The 17,050-nt window shown below is 58.4% G+C and carries 19 protein-coding genes and 1 tRNA gene; 5 read left to right on the top strand and 15 right to left on the bottom strand.

Features of this window, described 5'->3' with window-relative positions; all coding sequences use genetic code 11:
- Nucleotides 1-71 precede the first annotated feature (71 nt).
- The 14 genes from BHD08_RS13945 to BHD08_RS13880 all read right to left on the bottom strand — a co-directional run bounded on the left by BHD08_RS13945 (nucleotide 72) and on the right by BHD08_RS13880 (nucleotide 13,808).
- On the bottom strand, nucleotides 72-386 hold the full coding sequence (locus BHD08_RS13945; protein ID WP_015277707.1) for a helix-hairpin-helix domain-containing protein: 315 nt from the start codon (nucleotides 384-386) through the stop codon (nucleotides 72-74).
- Nucleotides 387-506: 120 nt separating this feature from the next.
- Nucleotides 507-1,775, bottom strand: a complete 1,269-nt coding sequence (flgL, locus tag BHD08_RS13940; protein ID WP_125022997.1) for a flagellar hook-associated protein FlgL — start codon at nucleotides 1,773-1,775, stop codon at nucleotides 507-509.
- A 12-nt stretch (nucleotides 1,776-1,787) separates the two neighbouring features.
- A complete protein-coding gene (gene flgK / locus BHD08_RS13935; RefSeq protein ID WP_125022995.1) occupies nucleotides 1,788-3,803 on the bottom strand; it encodes a flagellar hook-associated protein FlgK in 2,016 nt (671 codons plus the stop codon).
- A 3-nt stretch (nucleotides 3,804-3,806) separates the two neighbouring features.
- Nucleotides 3,807-4,979 (bottom strand): flagellar assembly peptidoglycan hydrolase FlgJ, encoded by a 1,173-nt coding sequence (flgJ, locus tag BHD08_RS13930; RefSeq protein ID WP_015277710.1) that lies wholly within the window; start codon nucleotides 4,977-4,979, stop codon nucleotides 3,807-3,809.
- Nucleotides 4,980-4,989: 10 nt separating this feature from the next.
- Nucleotides 4,990-6,090 (bottom strand): flagellar basal body P-ring protein FlgI, encoded by a 1,101-nt coding sequence (locus BHD08_RS13925; protein ID WP_125022993.1) that lies wholly within the window; start codon nucleotides 6,088-6,090, stop codon nucleotides 4,990-4,992.
- A gap of 14 nt (nucleotides 6,091-6,104) precedes the next feature.
- On the bottom strand, nucleotides 6,105-6,800 hold the full coding sequence (gene flgH / locus BHD08_RS13920) for a flagellar basal body L-ring protein FlgH (RefSeq protein ID WP_015277712.1): 696 nt from the start codon (nucleotides 6,798-6,800) through the stop codon (nucleotides 6,105-6,107).
- A gap of 84 nt (nucleotides 6,801-6,884) precedes the next feature.
- Entirely contained in the window at nucleotides 6,885-7,670 is a 786-nt protein-coding gene (gene flgG / locus BHD08_RS13915; protein WP_125022991.1) for a flagellar basal-body rod protein FlgG, read from the bottom strand.
- Nucleotides 7,671-7,705: 35 nt separating this feature from the next.
- Complete coding sequence (flgF, locus tag BHD08_RS13910; RefSeq protein WP_015277714.1) at nucleotides 7,706-8,446, bottom strand: flagellar basal-body rod protein FlgF; 741 nt, start codon at nucleotides 8,444-8,446, stop codon at nucleotides 7,706-7,708.
- A 195-nt stretch (nucleotides 8,447-8,641) separates the two neighbouring features.
- Nucleotides 8,642-10,228 (bottom strand): flagellar hook protein FlgE, encoded by a 1,587-nt coding sequence (locus BHD08_RS13905; RefSeq protein WP_125022989.1) that lies wholly within the window; start codon nucleotides 10,226-10,228, stop codon nucleotides 8,642-8,644.
- A gap of 30 nt (nucleotides 10,229-10,258) precedes the next feature.
- The gene (flgD, locus tag BHD08_RS13900; RefSeq protein ID WP_038662040.1) at nucleotides 10,259-10,942 is read right to left on the bottom strand and encodes a flagellar hook assembly protein FlgD; all 684 of its coding nucleotides are present in this window, start codon (nucleotides 10,940-10,942) and stop codon (nucleotides 10,259-10,261) included.
- Nucleotides 10,943-10,961: 19 nt separating this feature from the next.
- Nucleotides 10,962-11,405: a flagellar basal body rod protein FlgC gene (gene flgC / locus BHD08_RS13895; protein ID WP_125022987.1), complete on the bottom strand. Its 444-nt coding sequence runs from the start codon at nucleotides 11,403-11,405 to the stop codon at nucleotides 10,962-10,964.
- A gap of 11 nt (nucleotides 11,406-11,416) precedes the next feature.
- Nucleotides 11,417-11,821, bottom strand: a complete 405-nt coding sequence (gene flgB / locus BHD08_RS13890) for a flagellar basal body rod protein FlgB (protein WP_125022985.1) — start codon at nucleotides 11,819-11,821, stop codon at nucleotides 11,417-11,419.
- A 195-nt stretch (nucleotides 11,822-12,016) separates the two neighbouring features.
- Nucleotides 12,017-12,886 (bottom strand): protein-glutamate O-methyltransferase CheR, encoded by an 870-nt coding sequence (gene cheR, locus BHD08_RS13885; RefSeq protein WP_375708256.1) that lies wholly within the window; start codon nucleotides 12,884-12,886, stop codon nucleotides 12,017-12,019.
- Nucleotides 12,876-13,808 (bottom strand): chemotaxis protein CheV, encoded by a 933-nt coding sequence (locus tag BHD08_RS13880; RefSeq protein ID WP_015277719.1) that lies wholly within the window; start codon nucleotides 13,806-13,808, stop codon nucleotides 12,876-12,878. The genes cheR and BHD08_RS13880 overlap by 11 nt, the downstream gene beginning before the upstream one ends.
- Nucleotides 13,809-13,899: 91 nt before the next feature.
- Between BHD08_RS13880 and flgA the strand changes: the two genes are divergently transcribed.
- The 4 genes from flgA (at nucleotide 13,900) to BHD08_RS13860 (ending at nucleotide 16,395) form a co-directional block, all read left to right on the top strand.
- Nucleotides 13,900-14,640, top strand: coding sequence for a flagellar basal body P-ring formation chaperone FlgA (flgA, locus tag BHD08_RS13875; protein ID WP_125023306.1), 741 nt, complete (start codon nucleotides 13,900-13,902; stop codon nucleotides 14,638-14,640).
- A 113-nt stretch (nucleotides 14,641-14,753) separates the two neighbouring features.
- Complete coding sequence (gene flgM / locus BHD08_RS13870; protein WP_125022983.1) at nucleotides 14,754-15,083, top strand: flagellar biosynthesis anti-sigma factor FlgM; 330 nt, start codon at nucleotides 14,754-14,756, stop codon at nucleotides 15,081-15,083.
- A gap of 36 nt (nucleotides 15,084-15,119) precedes the next feature.
- Nucleotides 15,120-15,590, top strand: a complete 471-nt coding sequence (locus BHD08_RS13865) for a flagella synthesis protein FlgN (protein WP_125022981.1) — start codon at nucleotides 15,120-15,122, stop codon at nucleotides 15,588-15,590.
- Nucleotides 15,591-15,648: 58 nt separating this feature from the next.
- On the top strand, nucleotides 15,649-16,395 hold the full coding sequence (locus BHD08_RS13860; RefSeq protein ID WP_125022979.1) for a flagellar brake protein: 747 nt from the start codon (nucleotides 15,649-15,651) through the stop codon (nucleotides 16,393-16,395).
- A 92-nt stretch (nucleotides 16,396-16,487) separates the two neighbouring features.
- Here the strand turns inward: BHD08_RS13860 and BHD08_RS13855 are convergent.
- Nucleotides 16,488-16,564, bottom strand: a tRNA-Arg gene (locus BHD08_RS13855).
- 258 nt (nucleotides 16,565-16,822) lie between these two features.
- Between BHD08_RS13855 and BHD08_RS13850 the strand changes: the two genes are divergently transcribed.
- Entirely contained in the window at nucleotides 16,823-17,035 is a 213-nt protein-coding gene (locus BHD08_RS13850) for a hypothetical protein (protein ID WP_125022977.1), read from the top strand.
- The last annotated feature ends 15 nt before the right edge of the window (nucleotides 17,036-17,050 follow it).

Below are 17,050 nucleotides of genomic sequence, written 5' to 3'. Positions count from 1 at the left end.
GGCTGCACGGGGCGTTCGGTCTAGGAATGGACAAGAGGCCGGTCGTTGCGACCGGCCTCTGCGCTGCGCTCTTACTGCACGCTGAGCTGGCTGCGGATCTTTTGCAGGGTGGCCGAGCCGATCCCTTTTACTTCAAGCAATTCGTCTACCGAACTGAAGGGGCCATGCTCTTCACGGTAATCGACGATCGCTTTGGCTTTGGTAGCACCGATACCTTTGAGCTCACGGGTAAGTGTGGCGGCATCAGCAGTATTGAGGTTCACCGACGCCTGAGTGACGGCGGCAACCGGTGCAGGTGCGGGCTGAGATTGAGTGGCGGCATGAGCGCCGAAGGAAAAACTGGTAAGCACGGCGAACGCCGCAGCGGCAAGAAAAGCCTTGTTCATGAAGATGTCCTTATCCGAGAAATGTTCTATGCGGGACTTCCTGCTCCGCGTTAGCCAATCTAGCCGCCTGCTTGCTGATGTCAAAACGAGGCTGCATTTTTGCCAACCTCGTCAAACTCCTCAGCGCATGGCGTTGAACAGGTTCAGACCACTGATTTTGACGTAGCTCTGCTGCGCCGCCTCGAGAATGATGGTCTGGAATGACAATCTGGAAAGGGCTTCGGCGTAATCGAGTTCGCGCAACTCGGCCTGGACAGCCTTGTTCACCAATGTCACATCCTCGTTATCGGTCTGTGTAGTCTCGATTACGTTGAGCCGCGCGCCGATGTTACCGCGCGCCGCGTCGACGCTAATCATGCCGTGATCGAGGTTGGTAAGCGCTACTGCCACAGCGTCGCGTACACCGGCATTGCCAGAGGATGGATCCTCCAATGCCTTACGCAGGTTGGAAATCGTCCCTAGGATGCCCTGCTTCTGCACAGCGGGGTCCAGCTGAACCTCCACCGTCTCACCGCCGACGGGAATGCCATCGAACTGGACGACCACGCCGCGGAAAACCAGCTTTTCGGTTGTTTTCTCCTGCTGATCAACCACCCCTGAAGCGAGAACAAGGTTAGGGTCGATTGGCGGATTGGCAAAGTCAGGCGCAGCTGCCAGATCGTAGACTACGTACTCAGTATCGGACGTAAACCGTACACCAACCCCAGCAGCAGGAAATGGCGGATTGCCGCTAATGGCAACCTCATCCTGCACCAATGGCGTCGAAACGCGAAGAGTCGACCCCGGTTGTCCAGTGATATCCAGGCTGCTCAAGTAACGTCCAGCATTTGTCACATTTTCGAATATCGACTTACCGCTATCGCTGATGGCTATATTCAACGAGCTGGCAATTTGCAGCTTCCGCTGCCCCTCATCGCCTTGGTAGCTATAGCTGCCGGCACCATCGCGCACGAATGGCTGCGTCTTGCCTTGAAAACCCGAAAATAGATATTCGCCACGGGCGTTACGGGTGTTCATCAGTGACAGCAATTCGTCCTCGCGCTCAGTAAGCTCCGCGGCGATCGACTTGCGATCGTCAGCGCTCAAGCCTCCATTACCCGCCTGCACCGCCAACTCGCGCACTCGCTGCAAAACCGTATTCACCGAATTGAGGGTGACTTCCTCCTGCGTAAGGCTGTTCTTCGCAGCGGTCAGATTGGAGTTGTATTGGCTCAACACGTTCTGTTGCTGCTCTAGCTGCAGAAGGCGCACCGAAGCGACCGGATCGTCTGCCGGCGTAAGAATGCGGTTGCCCGTACTGATCTGCTCTTGCGTACGGGTCGCGTTGGCATAGTTACGCTGCAACCCGGCGACGCCGTTATTGAACGCTTGCACGGTAGAAATGCGCATAGGTCGGGCCTGTTACCTGAAGGAGCTGATCAATGTATCGAACAAGGAGCGGGCAACTTGAATGATCTGGGCCGAAGCGTTGTAGTACTGCTCGAACTTGATCAGGTTTGCCGCTTCCTCATCCAGGTTTACAGCCGATAGCGAATCGCGGTTATCAGTGGCCTGCTTGAGAATTGCGCCAGTCGCTTCGCTGTCCATCCGTGCCTGGGCGGTCAAGGTTCCGACACGCTCGACCAGTTCGCCATAGCCGTCGGTGAAGCTGAAACCGGAACCAGCGACGCCAGGGGTCACGCCTACGGTCTGCTTGGTCTGCAGATCCACTAGCTTCAGGGCATTGCGGTTGTCGGAGACGCCACTCTGGTTGAAGTTGAACGAGAACGTATCGCCCGTCTCGGGCCGGCCGCTTACGGTGAACTCGAAACTGTATTGCTGCACATTGGGCGCCGTGCCCGTGGTAAGAGTCAGGTTCAGCGTATTGGTCTGTCCGGCGGTAATGCTCGAAGGCGACAGCGTGAGCCCCGCTGGCGCAGGTGCCGGGAGCGTCAGCCCGTTGCCGTCATAACTCAGCGTCAACCCTTCGAACGCCGCCGATAACGCAGCCGCATTGATGGGCGATGGAGCAGATAGCAGATTCGGCTGGCCGATCACCCCTGTCCCGCTGTTCTGCAAGGTGCTCTGGGCCCGCACCGGCGCTGCAAACGCCAGCTGATCGGCTTGATCCAGCGTCGCCTTGATATCAGAAGCGCCACGCCGGGTCGGCTGCAGGCTGAACTTGTCACCAGGTGCCGGCGGCGGATTGCCCAGTACGATCTGAAAGCCCTGGTCGCGGCCATTCTTGTCAGTGATCGACAGCGTACCGGCCGGATTCTCCGTAGCCGTCATCAGCTGGTTATCGCTCAGCCGCCTTATCTTGAAGCTGCTACCGTCATACTCCATCAGGTAGTCGCTGGTGCTGAGCTGACTGGTGTTGGTGATGTTCAGTACCGGCTGTGCACTGCTATTGCCAGCAAACGCATTGACACGCAACTTCGCCAGCGCCGGGTCGTTGTAGTCACCAAACAGCGCCGAACCGACCTGCCCCTTGAGATCCAGCCCCTGCCCCAGCTGCGTGTTGACCTGGTCGCTCACGGCAAGCGCCAGGCGGCCCAGGGAGTTCATGGTGGAGTCCAGCACTTCCTCGCGATAACGAATCAACCCGCCCAGCTCGCCGCCGGCGATCTGCGACGTGATGCCCTGCCGCGAGCCACCGCTGATGAACTGCACTTCATGCCGATTGGGGTCGCCCTGCCCTGGCACGACTTCGAGGCGCGCCACCGTGCTGCCGACAACAAGCGGCTGGCCGCTACCGATAAAGATATTGAAGCTGCTGTCATCTTGCGGAACTACAGTCACGCCGATGTAGCCCGACAACTGGCGCACCGCCTCATCGCGAGCGTCGAGCAGATCGTTCGGCTGCTTACCATTGGCCGCAGCGATGGCGATCGCCTCGTTCAGGCTGCCGATGCTGCCTGCCAGCCGGTTTACCTGATCGGTGACGGCAGACATCTGCTTGTTGGTGAAGTTGTTCTGCTCGGAGAGCCGGTCATAGACAGTATTGAAGCGCCGCGCCAGCCCCTCCGCCTCAGCCAGAACCAACTGGCGTGCCGGGATATTGGCCGGGTCCTCGGCGGCAGTCTGCAGGGCTGAGAAGAACTTCTGCAACGAGGGCGTGATGCCAGTGGTAGTGCCGGCCAGCAACGAATCGAGCTGATTGATCTGGCTCTTGTAAGCCTCCACATCCGCGCTCAGCGAAGTACTACTACGCAGCTGGCTGGTGAGGAACTCGCTGTAGCTGCGGCGAACTTCCACCAGCGTGGTGCCCGAGCCGATATAGCCGGCACCGCTGAACTGTGGCGAGCGAGTAGCCTGGGTCGCATCCTGGCGGCTATAGCCAGGCGTATTGACGTTGGTGATGTTGTGGCCGGTGATCGACAGTTGGGTCTTGCTGGCAGCCAGGCCGGAAAGGCCAATGCTCAATAGGTCAGCCATGGTTTAGCCTCTGGTCCGCATCGCGGGCACCGAATTCGCGTCGGCAACGGTCTGATAAGTCTGCATCTTGCGCGCGATCTGGCTGATCTTGCGGGCGTATTGCGGATCGGTGGCATAGCCGGCTTTCTGTAGTTCCTTGACGAAACGCTCCGAGTCGCCGGTGTTGCTCGCTACCTGGATAGCGGTCCGGTAGCGGTCGTTGTTCTCCAGCAGACTGACGAAGTCGTCGAAGCTCTGCTCGAATGAATCATAGGCGCGAAAGCCCGCCTTCTCGCGGGTGGCCTTGCCATTGACGTATTCGGTCGTCGTGACGGTGGCGGATGCACCTTTCCAGCCGGTCGCCTTGATACCGAACAGGTTGTGGCTGTTGCTGCCGTCCTTCTGGCGAATCATGGATTTGCCCCAGCCGGTTTCCAGCGCCGCTTGTGCAACCAGGAAACGTGGCTCGATCCCAAGGCGTTCGGCTGCCTTCTCCGCCATTGGCAGCATGGTGGCGATGAACTCCTGCGAGGAGCTGAAACGCGTCTTGCTGGGCGCGTTCGGAGCACCTTTCTCCACGCCGTTTATGGTCAGCGGCTTGTCCGCGGGCGGCACAAACGCGGTGGCCGGCTTCCAGTCGACGTTGACCAATGGCTGCACGGCATCGCCCGCTGGAGGAACGGCTGTGGCTGATACGTTGGCAACCTGTCGTTCGCTCAGCTTCCCAGGCAAGGCGAGCCTGCGCTGATTCAACAGCCTTGAATCATCTCGAGCAGATTCGACGCCAGCTGCCGGTTTGCTCGGCCAGGCCGCGCCCTCGGTCTGCGCAACCTGGGCGAATGGATTGTTGCGCGTAACCGTTTCGGTCTGCTTGCTGAGTTGGCGGACCAGCACATCCGCCAGGCCGATGCCGCCACCTTCCTTGGACAGACTCACCGATAGCTGCTGATCGTACATGTCCTGATACTGCTTGCTGGCCTGGCTATTCAGAGGATTGTCCTTGGCCAGCACCTCGGTAGCCGCACGCATCGACTTGAGCATCTCGTTGAGGAACAACGACTCGAATTCCTGCGCAACTTTGCGCACGTTCTCCTCGCCATCGCGGTCCTTGCCGACCTTGAGCTGGCTGAGACGATTGAGGTCGGTGTAGCTGCCGCTATCGAGACCGCGTGCTCCGCTACCGAGACGATTTTCCATATCGCTACCCTTAGATCACGATCAGGTCGGCTTGCAGCGCGCCGGCCTGCTTCAACGCTTCGAGAATGGCCATCAGGTCGCTGGGCGCAGCGCCCACCTGATTCACCGCTCGGACGATTTCATCCAGCGTGGTGCCCGGGCCGAACTTGAACATCGGCTTGGCTTCCTGCTCGGCTTTGACCTTCGAGTTGGGCACCACCACTGTCTGCCCATCCGAGAAGGGCTCCGGCTGGCTGACCTGCGGCTCCTCGGTGATGGTCACGGTCAGGCTGCCATGGGTGACGGCGGCAGGCTGAACCCGCACGTTCTGGCCTATCACGATGGTGCCGGTACGCGAGTTGATGATGACCTTGGCCACGGCCTGGCCGACTTCGACTTCGAGATTTTCCAGGATCGACAGGTAATCAACGCGCTGGCTCGGGTCGAGCGGCGCGGTCACACTGATCGACCCACCGTCCAACGCCTGCGCCACGCCAGGGCCGAGCAGGTCATTGATCTGGTCGACGATATTCTTGGCGGTAGTGAAGTCCGGACGATTGAGGTTGAGAGTCAGTGTATTGCCCTGATTGAAACCACTCGGGACCGGCCGTTCCACAGTCGCGCCACCGGGAATGCGGCCAGCCGACGGAGAATTGACGGTAATCCGCGAGCCATCCGCGCCACCGGCGTCGAAGCCCCCCACCACCAGATTGCCTTGAGCGATCGCGTAGACGTTGCCGTCGATACCCTTCAATGGGGCCATCAACAAGCTACCGCCGCGCAGGCTCTTGGCGTTACCGATGGACGAGACGGTGATGTCGATGGTCTGACCAGGCTTGGCGAAAGGCGGCAATTCGGCATGGATCGAAACCGCGGCGACGTTCTTCAGCTGGATATTGCCGCCGGCCGGCACCTTGATGCCGAACTGGGCCAGCATGTTGTTGAAGGTTTGCACGGTGAACGGCGTCTGAGTGGTCTGGTCACCGCTACCGTTCAAGCCAACAACCAGGCCGTAACCGATCAGCTGGTTGCTCCGTACACCATGGATGGTCGCGACGTCCTTCAGACGCTCGGCCTGAACGCCAGCGCAGAGCGTGAGCAAGCCTGCGAGCAGAAGCAGTTTTTTCCACATGACATCAGCTCCGGTCAGAAGGGCCACATCGGGCTCATGAAGAATCGGTCGAGCCAGCCCGGCTGGCTTGCATCGGCAAATGCGCCGGTGCCCGAATAGGTGATACGTGCATCGGCAATGCGTGTTGACGGAACGGTGTTGTCGGTGGAGATATCGTCCGCGCGCACCAGGCCCGCAATGCGCACCAGTTCGTCGCCGGTATTGAGCGTCATCCACTTCTCACCGCGCACGGCGAGGATGCCATTAGGCAGCACTTCGGAAATGGTGACGGTGATGGAGCCGGACAGGCTGTTGCTCTGCCCTGCCTGGCCAGAGCCGGAAGTGTCGCGCGACGCCTCGTACTCGGCCCCCAGATTCATCGAATTGCCCGTCAGCGGGTTGGCCATGGACACCGCCCCGCCGAACAGCGAGCCGAGACCGATGTTCGCGCTGCTGTCCTTCGAAAGCTTGGAGGTCGCGTTCTTACTGGCCTGGGTTCGCTCGTTGAGGGTAATGGTGATGATGTCGCCAACCCGATGAGCCTTGCGGTCGTCATAGAGGTTGGTCTCGAACCCAGCCTGATAGATTGCGCCGTTGTTCTGCGCCGCCGGCAACGGCGTGCGTGGCAGCACCGGAGCGTAGTACGGGTCGTTCGGTTTCGGCGCAGGGGCAACACATCCGACCAGCGCCAGGGCAGACGACATCGACACAACAATCAACAAACGGCTCATAAACACCTCAAGCCATGACAGGCCATCGAAACTACTGCGAGCAGCACGAGGCGTGCTTGCCCGTATACAACGGCGACTACGCGATCAGAGTTGCTGCGTGACGAACGACAGCATCTGGTCGGCGGTGGAAATGACCTTGGAATTCATCTCGTAGGCGCGCTGGGTGGTGATCATGTTCACCAGTTCCTCGACGACGCTGACGTTGGAGTTTTCCAGGGTGTTCTGCAGTACCGTACCCAGGCCGTTGAGCCCTGGCGTGCTGACCTGCGGTGCACCACTGGCAGCGGTCTCGAGGAACAGGTTGCTGCCCATGGCCTGAAGGCCTGCCGGGTTGATGAAGTCGGCCGTCTGCAAGTTGCCGATGATCTGCGGCTGCGGGTTACCCACGGTGGTCACCGAAACGGTGCCGTCTTCGCCAACAGTGAACGTCTGGGTTTCCGGCGGAACCACGATGGCCGGCTCCAATGAGTAACCGTTGGAGGTCACCAGCTGGCCGTCGGAGCTCAGGTGGAAACTACCGTCGCGGGTGTAGGAAACCGTACCGTCCGGCAGTAGCACCTGGAAGAAACCGCGGCCATTGATCGCCATGTCCAGCGGCTGCTCGGTGGTCTGCAGGCTACCGGCGGTAAAGATCTTCTGGGTTCCGGTCACGCGCACACCGGTACCCAGCTGCAAGCCGGACGGCAGTTCGCTGTCCTGGCTGGATTGGCCGCCGGGCTGGCGACGAATCTGATACAGCAGATCCTGGAATTCGGCACGGTCACGCTTGAAGCCGGTAGTTGATACGTTGGCCAGGTTGTTGGAAATGGTCGTCAGGTTCATGTCCTGGGCGGACAGACCCGTCTTGCTGACCCAAAGTGCTGGAAGCATGAGCTTTCTCCTCGTGCGCCGCCGGCGCCACGCTATTAGCTGAGTTGCAGTACGCGCGCCATGGCAGCCGCATCATCTTCGGCGGTGCGCATCATCTTTACGTGCAGTTCGAACTGGCGGGACAGCGCCAGGATGGAAGTCATTTCGGATACCGCGTTGACGTTGCTCGCCTCGAGAAACCCCGAAACGACTCGTACGTTTGCGTCCGGCTCGACGGGCTGGCCATCTTTCAGGCGAATCAAGCCATCCGTACCCTTTTCCAGCTGCTTCGGATCGGGATTGACCAACTTGATCCGATCCACCGTGACCACGATGTTCGGGTTTTCGCCCAGAGCCCGGATACTGATGGTGCCGTCATGACCGACGTCGATCTTCTCCTCCGGCGGAATCGCGATCGGGCCACCGTTACCCATCACAGGCATGCCGTCGGCGGTGCGTAACATGCCCAGCACGTCAATATTCAGGCTGCCGGTGCGAACATAGGCCTCACTGCCGTCTGGTGCCTGCACGGCAATCCAACCTTCCCCTTCAATAGCGATGTCCAGATCGCGACCGGTTTCCTGCAATGTGCCGGAGGTGAAATCGGTGGCGGGACGCTCGGACATGGCATAAACCCGCGCAGGATGGCTATCACCAAAAACCTGCATCGAGCGGGCCTGTTCGAAATCCCGGCGAAAGCCCGTGGTTGATATGTTCGCCAGATTGTTGGCATGGGCCTGTTGTGCCCGCGCATTCTGGCTGGCACCGGTCATGGCCACGTAAAGCATCTTGTCCATCGACATCTCCGAGACGCGAGTTTGACACTTGCTGATCTGTTGACGATGAAAAATGCAAGGCCCGTGCCATAGCCGAACTGACAGGCAACAGATTGATTTATAACACTTTTATAAACACAAAGAAGGCCCGGATGGGCCTTCTTTTAGAGGAGTGGCGGAATACTGCCGCCAGCGGCAATCACACCTGCCGCACTATTACCGCAGATTAATGATGGTCTGGGTAATCGCACTTTCGGTTTCGATGGTCTTGGCGTTAGCCTGATAGTTACGCTGAGCGACGATCAAGTTGACCAGCTGGTCAGACAGTTCGACGTTGGAGTCTTCCAGAGCCCCCGCCTGCAACGCACCGAGCGTCCCAGAGCCCGGCGTGCCAACAACCGGCTCGCCAGATTCGAACGACTGCACCCACTGGGTCTTGCCCACCGGAGTGAGGCCTTGAACGTTGGCAAAATTGGCCAGAATGATCTGTCCCTGGACCTTGGATTGGCCGTTGGTGTAACGCGCAAAGATCACGCCGGTATCGTCGATTTCCAGGCCCGCCAGCTCACCGGTGGTGTAGCCATCCTGGGCAACGCTGTTCACGGCGAAGGCACTGGCGTACTGCGTTGACTTCGAGAAATCGAGCACGATGCCGCCTGGGTTTGCCAGCGCGCCATTGGCAGACCAGGTCGCTGGGGTGGCGCCGTTGGAAATCGCTGGAATCCAGCCTCCGCTGGGCGGATTGCCCGTAGCGGAATTCAGCGTAACTTTCCGATCAGGCGAAACGCTGAAAAGTCCAGAGCCACCATTATCGATAGCTGTCAGCGCACCGGAAGCATCGAATGTCAGCCCCATGACGTAAGGCTGAGGCGGCTCCTGTGCAGGACTAGCCGGATTGCGACCATCAATGAGCACTTTCATGTCCCAGGTATTGGCACTCGTCTTGACGAAATATTGCGTCATGACGTGGGCATTACCTTGCGAGTCATAGATGTTCAGCGACGTCGAACTGTTGTAGGTCGTGGGGTCGGCAGGGTTAAAGGTTCCGTTGGCGGCAGTCAGAGCTGCTGCCTGATTGGCTGGCAACGCCTTGGCTGCATTTCCCGCAGCCTGCGCATTGGTGATATTTGTTGCATTGACGAGCGCGGCAGCGCGTGCATCTTCAGCCAGCGCTGGGTCACCGCTCACCGCGAACTCAGCGTCATATGCAGCCTGCCCTGCAGTAGTAAGCGAGGTGTTATAGGCCGCGTCATACGCAGGCTGTAATGAAGCGTCATAGGCAGACTGCCAGGTAACTGGAGACTTCTGCGTCGAGTTCAGATTGAATGCCGTATTGATCTGACTGGTCGCCTTCGGCGCCTGATTAGTAGTCTGAATTTGCAGATCACCAATTACACCATTCTGCAGATTGCCGTTTCCGTCCACAGGGAAGCCTTGCAGCTTATAGCCAAAGTTGTCGACCAGGAAACCGCTGCGATCAGTGCCGAAATAACCAGCGCGGGTATAACTTACCGCGCCGTTATTGCTGACCTGGAAGAAGCCATTACCATTGATGGCCAGATCCAGCGCGTTCTGTGTGTAGTTGATATTCCCCTGATTGAACTGCTGGGAAATATTGGACATCAACACACCGCTACCCTGAGGGTTCTTGCCAGTGCCGAGCACGGACGCCGCATAGACGTCGGAAAACTCCGCACGCGACTGTTTGAAGCCTACGGTGCCGGCGTTGGCAATGTTGTTGCCGGTGACGTTGAGATCCTTGCTCGCGGCACGCAGGCCGCTAAGACCGATATTGAAGGACATTGAATCGCTCCTTTGCCGAGAGTGCGGCGGTTATTGTCCGATGATCTGGACCTGGGAGAGGCCGATGCTGCCGATACCGGCAAGGTTGAGCATCAGCTCCCCGCCGTTCTGCCCAAGCGTGACGCTGTCGACGTTCGCCGGCAGCAAGGTGTACAAGCCCTTGGTTTCACCCTGATAGGTAGCCTGGGCCTCGAAGCGATAGGTACCCGGCGGCAAGACATTGCCGCTGGAATCCTTGCCGTCCCACATGAACGAGATGTTGCCGGCCTCCTGCTGCCCCATGTTCACACGCCCGACTGCAGCACCGGTGCTGTCGTAGATATTGACGAACACGTTGCTGCTCGAGGTTGGCAGCACAAGGCTGGCCTTGAAGGTTTCGCTGGTATCCACCACCGCCTTGTCAGTCGGCACGATCACCTTGCGGCCAACCAGCGAGGAAGCCTGCAACGCCTGGGACGACTGATACCCGGACAGGATGGTCTGCATGCTCGAGTTCAGCTTTTCAACGCCCTCAACCGTACTGAACTGCGCCAGCTGGCCGATGAACTCGCCATTCTCCTGCGGCTCTAGCGGGTTCTGGTTGTTCAGCTGAGCGACCAGAAGCTCAAGAAATTCATTCTTGCCAAGGTCGTTGCCCTTTACCTCACGATTCTCACCGAACTGATACTGGTCGAGTATCGAGCTGGTGCCACCGACGCCGTTTGTAGTGCTCATGAATGCGTTCTCGTATGAATCACTGACCCAGCGTCAGCACTTTCTGCAACATGGTCTTGGCCGTATTCATCAGCTCGGCATTGGTCTGAAAAGCACGACTGGCCGAAATCATGTCGGCCATTTCTTCCACCACGTTGACGTTCGGGTAGTAGACGTAACCGGCTTCATCCGCTGCCGGATGGTTGGGCTCGTAACGCGCCTGAAGCTCACTCTGATCCTCCACCACGCCCAATACCTGAACGCCAACCCCCGCCTGATCTTGTCCGGCGAACAGCGATTGATCGGGCTGGCCGCTGGCCTGCTGAAAAACGGTGGCGAATACCGGATGGCGCGCCCGGTAAGTCTGATCGACGCTTGACGAAACGGTCTCGGCGTTGGCGATGTTGCTGGAAATGGTGTTCAGGCGGGTGCTTTGGGCACTCATGCCGCTGCCGGCAATGTTGAATACGCTGCTAAGGGACATGGGCTACTCCTTCATTCGCCGCGCAGGGCGCTCATCAGCCCCCTGAACTTGCTATTGAGCAGGGTGAAGCTCGCCTGGAAGTCCACGGCGTTCTTCGCATAATTGGATTGTTCGATCTGCAGATCGACAGTGTTCTGGTCGAGCGACGGGTGTGCAGGCGTACGAAAGCGCAGGGACGCATCAGCGATTTCCAGCCCTTCGGCTGCGATATGTCTATCGCTGGTCCGCGTGACGCCGAACCCACCCTGGCTGCGCGCCGACTGCTCGGCCAGCACACTGCTGAACTCCAGATCCCGCGCCTTGTAGTTAGGCGTATCGGCATTGGCGATGTTGTTGGCCAGCACCTCGGCGCGCTGCGAGCGAAAGCCAAGCGCCTTTTCGTGGATACCCAATGCCTTGTCGAAACTGATGCTCATGATCTGGACCTCTGCCGGATACAAGTCTGCTTGCGCAAACTGCAGCAAAGCCCATGCCACTACATGCAACATATTGATTTACAAGGGTTAGGCTCACGACAAGGACCAGCAATGCGTCAAAAGCGGCAAGGCTTTACCGCTTGCCTGCCACAACCGCCACATTGCATGACGGTTTTCTGCCGCCTGGAGCAGCGCTCATTTCGCCTTGTAGATGATACCTGGACTGCATTGGACCATCTGGTAAAGCTCGGGAAGTCCATTAAGGGCTTCCGAGGCGCCCAGAAAGAGATATCCGCCTGGGCGCAGCGTGGCGTGAATGCGCTTGAGAATGTCCTTCTTCACGTCCGCGGAGAAATAGATCAGCACATTCCGACAGAACACAATGTCGAATTTGCCCAGCGCGGCATAGCTGTCCAGAAGATTCTGGACCCTGAACTCGACCCGCGAACGGATTGCCGGCTTTACCGCCCAACGCCCCGGTGCCTTAACGTCAAAATAGCGTTGCAGACGGTCGCTGGACAGGCCGCGCGCAATAGCCAGGCTGTCGTACTCAGCGGCTTTGCAGGCAGCGAGCATGGTTCCGGAAAGCTCAGTGGCAACGATTTGCACCCCGGTCTTCGCCTGGCTTGGGTTGCTGCGCTCGTACTCATCGATTGCCATCGATAGCGAATAGGGCTCCTGTCCCGATGAGCAGGCCGCCGACCAGATTCGCAGGCGCTGGCCGGAGCCGGTTTTGAGCATTTCAGGCAGAACTCGACTCTTGAGCACCTCGAACGGGTACGTATCGCGAAACCAGAGCGTTTCGTTGGTCGTCATCGCATCAACGACCAGTTCCCGTAACCCACCACGCGGCTGTGCCTGGATTTTGCGCACCAAGTCGCCGAGCGTCTTGATGCCCTGCTGCTCCATCAGCTTGTTCAGCCGGCTGGACACCAAATACTGCTTGTTGCTGCCCAGCAGGATGCCGCACGTTTTCTCAAGAAATACCCGGAACTGCTCGAAATCCAGATCGACTGACACCAATAAAGCCTCACCATCATGAGAGGAGCTAGCCTCAGTTTGCATCCGCCTGCCTGATCCGCTCGGCCACGCGGGCAGCGAGATCGTCAGGCTGGAACTTGGCGAGGAAATCATCCGCGCCCGCCCGCTTCACCATGTTCTGATTGAACACACCGGAAAGGGAAGTATGCAGGAGTATATGCATACCCTGCATGCGCGGATCGTGTCGCACCTCGGTAGTCAGGGTATAGCCATCCATTTCCGGCATTTCAATATCAGAAATCATCATCAGGAATTCTTCTGCCGGCTTCTTGCCTTCGTCCGCCATCCGCTTCAGATAGTTCAGCGCTTCGCGCCCGTCGTTCAACTTGACGACCTCGATGCCTATATTTTCCAGACAGCGAGTGATCTGCTTACGCGCCACTGATGAGTCATCGACAATCAGCACGCGACAGGAGAGCGCCTTGGCTCGAGTGTCGGCATCGATCACCCCCGAAGAAACCTCCTCCGAGGTGGGAGCCACTTCTGCCAGCACCTTCTCCACGTCGATGATCTCGACCAGCTTGTTGTCGATGTGGGTGACCGCCGTCAGGTAATGATCGCGCCCCGCGCCTTTTGGCGGCGGCAGTATCGCTTCCCAGTTGAGGTTGACGATTCGCTCGACCGAACTCACCAGAAAACCAAGTGTTCGGTTGTTGTATTCCGTAATGACTGCAAAGGAGTTCTGCAGGTCCATTAGCGCCGACTTGCCTGTTGCCAGCGAGAGATCGAGGATCGGCAGCGTAGTGCCGCGAATGCTCGCCACCCCGCGCACCACTCGTCCACATTTGGGCATGATGGTCAGACGCGGGCACTGCAAAACTTCGCGTACCTTGAATACGTTGATCCCATAAAGCTGCTCGCCCTCGAGACGAAACAGCAACAACTCCAGACGGTTCTGCCCCACCAATTGGGTACGCTGGTTAACCGAATCCAGTACACCGGCCATGCCAGTCTTCCTCTCTGCTTGCAGATAATTGGGGCCAGACGAATATTAGACGCGGCACGCCCCTTGCTTTGGTTGGGATATGAACGTCCATATGACCATTTTCCGGCGCAGTCGCCAGATGCTGTGCGGCTACTTGCTACTCACAGCGCTGTGCGCGATGAGTCAATTCACGCACGCATCAACCATGTCACACCCTGACCAGCTTATCGACGTGACTGAGCAGTTTCTTGAGCGCGCAGTAGTGGACTATTTAAGTCGCAGCAGCATCGATGCGCGCCACGAAATCGCAGTCAGCCGCCTGGACCCCAGACTGCGTCTGAATCAATGCGACCAGCCGCTTGCGGCGAGCTTCGCTAATTCTGCGCCCCCCATAGGACGAGTCACGGTACGGGTAAGTTGCGAAGGCCATGCCCCCTGGTCAGTGTTCGTCCCGGCGCAGGTCCGACTCTACCGCGAGGTGGTCGTAGCCAATCGATCATTACTGCGTGATACGGTATTGGCCGACGCTGATGTGAGCCTCGCCGAGCGGGACGTGTCGAACCTCAACCAGGGCTATCTGACGCGACTCGACGAAGTACTGGGCAACAAGCTCACCCGCCCCGTACAGCCAGATCAGGTGATCACACCCAACCAAATGGAGCTGGCCAAGGTCGTACGGAAAGGCGATCAGGTCGTCATTACAGCCAGGAGCGGATCCATCAGCGTCCGGATGCCAGGCGAGGCGATGACGGATGGCGTCCCGGGCAAGCAGATCCCTGTTAAAAACCAGCGCTCTGGTCGAATAATCAAAGCCCGCGTTACTGGCCCCGGTCAGGTTGAAGTTGCAATGTAGCGGCAATGGGCCTGGCGCACTTTTCCGGTGTGCGATCCGGAAAAAAAAGCTAAAGTTTGCTCTATTGTTGCCGAACACATGGCAAGCGTCCTGATTCCTTCGAGGTTTGCATCATGGTCATCGACTTCAATCGACCGAACAGCCCATTGAACGCCCCTAACGGGCGCAGCAGTGTGCAAGGTAACGAGCGTCCCACCGGCACCCCAGCAGAGCCCGCAGGCGACGCACCGAAAACCGGCAGCGCGAGTGCCAGCACTGGTGACACCGTACAGCTGAGCCCCGAAGCCCAGCGCCTGCAACAGGCGACCGACAAGCTCAACGAGCAACCTGCGGTCGATCAGGAGCGGGTATCCAAGCTTAAGCAGGCCATTGCTGACGGATCCTATCAGGTCGACAGCAAGCGTGTTGCAGCCAAGTTATTGGCTTTCGAAACGCAGCGCTGAGCCTGATCCCACTCGCGAGCACGCCCAGAGTCTGAAATGAACGAAACCACCCTGCTGGAGCAGCTGACCGATGATATCGGCATGGCCCGCGAACTCCTTGAGCTGATCGACCAGGAATTCAAAGCACTGAGCGATCGCAATCTGACGGAGCTGGAGGCGCTGCTCACCAAGAAGCAGCCGTTGCTTGCCCTGCTTGGCCAGCACGGAGCCCAACGCAGCCAGTGGCTGATAGATCAGCAGCTGAGCGCCGATCGTGCAGGACTGGAAAATGCCGTGAGCAAATACCAAGAAGGCGCCAGCATTCTGGAAAAAGCCCAGCTGCTCGAAGCCGAGCTTGAGAACTGTCGTGGCGCCAACGAGCGCAATGGCCGATTGATCCGCGCGAATCAGGGAGCACTTGGAAGCATGTTAAGCATTCTCCAAGGCAAGGACGACACACCCAGCCTGTATGACAATCGCGGCGGGGCCTCCAAAAGCAAGCAGCAGCGGCCCCTGAGCCAAGCCTGAATCAACGCACCAGGACACAACGTGATGGTTATGAAGATGCGCCAGGGATCCGCGGACCGTGTCTAGCCTATTTCTGGACGAAGAAGGTCCGCAGCCGCCGAAACTTCTTACGGCGCCCCTGGAGATATACGCCAATCTGCGGCCACTCATCGATAACAACACCCCCCTCACCCTGCGCTTTAACGAGCGTAGTCAGCGTTATCAGACCTTCCTTGTGGAAATGAATCGCGAGACCGGCTGGATTGCGCTCGACGAATTGATTCCGAATGATGGCGAGCGCTTCCTATTACAGGGCGAAGCCTTTCATATCGAAGGCTTCTATGAGGGGGCACGGGTTTCCTGGGGAAATGACGAGAAAGTCCACGTCGGCGAAATAGATGGCGCTCGCTGTTACTGGATACAGACCCCAGCGGAACTGACCTACCATCAGCGCCGCAACGCCTATCGCGCGCAACTGAAAGAGCCAGCCGTCGCCGCCCAGCTTGGTGGTGCCGCCTTACGCAAAGCATTGGAAGGCAGGCTGCTCGATATCTCAGCTACTGGCTGCAAGCTCAGCATCAAAGGCAATCAACAAGCCAGCCTGCAAACCGGACAGGTGTACGAGCTGTCAGCAAGATTATCGATAGGGACCATCCAGACAGCAGTTGAGCTGCGACATCTTGTGATTGATGAGAAGCTTGATGCTTCCCTATGCGGACTGCGCTTTCACCGCCTTAGCGGCCTCACACAACGCCACATCGAGCGCCTGGTCTATCAACTGCAGCGCGACGCCCGTCGCGAGACGGCCGAAAGCCCTTTCGGCTAACGCATCAGCGATCCCACCGCCGCAAGCGCAGCCCCAGCCTTACCGCCCTGACTGAGGAAAACTCGTCTGAACCGGCGCCACGAACGAGAAAATGGCGTCCCAGAGAGGGGTCGAACCTCCAACCTTCCCCTTAGGAGGGGGATGCTCTATCCGATTGAGCTACTGGGACGTAATCGCGCGCCGAATGTTAGCGAGCCAAACACCATTTGTCATGCCTAAGGCCGTTATTGCTGACTTCTACACGAACTCAGCCTGGCCATTCTTGCATATTGCACGACGCCATAAGGCCTGCCGTGCAAAGCGCACGCCAAACACATCCTATAATTGATATAAATAATTGATTTCAAAGGATTTTATTTACTATCAGTCTTGGCATACCTGCTGCAAAGGAGAAGCAACCTAAACGTGACGCGAAGGATGACGCTTCATGAAACAGCCGGTTTATCTCCTCACCGCAGGTTTCGCACTTGCTGCGCTGACCGCCTTGCAATTGCCAGCCGCACAAACTCCATCGCCACGGGTTGAGATGAATATGCAGCCGACCTTTCAGCGCACCAGCGCAGATGAGGGCGCTCGGGTCATCACCCTTACCGGCAGCGAAACCAATACACGTTCACAGCCTCAGCGCTGGGTTTTTTAAGACGCCTCGAAACGC

Origin of the sequence: Pseudomonas sp. SCT (assembly GCF_003864275.1) — a bacterium.
Classification (GTDB): domain Bacteria; phylum Pseudomonadota; class Gammaproteobacteria; order Pseudomonadales; family Pseudomonadaceae; genus Stutzerimonas; species Stutzerimonas stutzeri_AE.
This window is presented reverse-complemented; position numbering and strand designations above follow the sequence as displayed.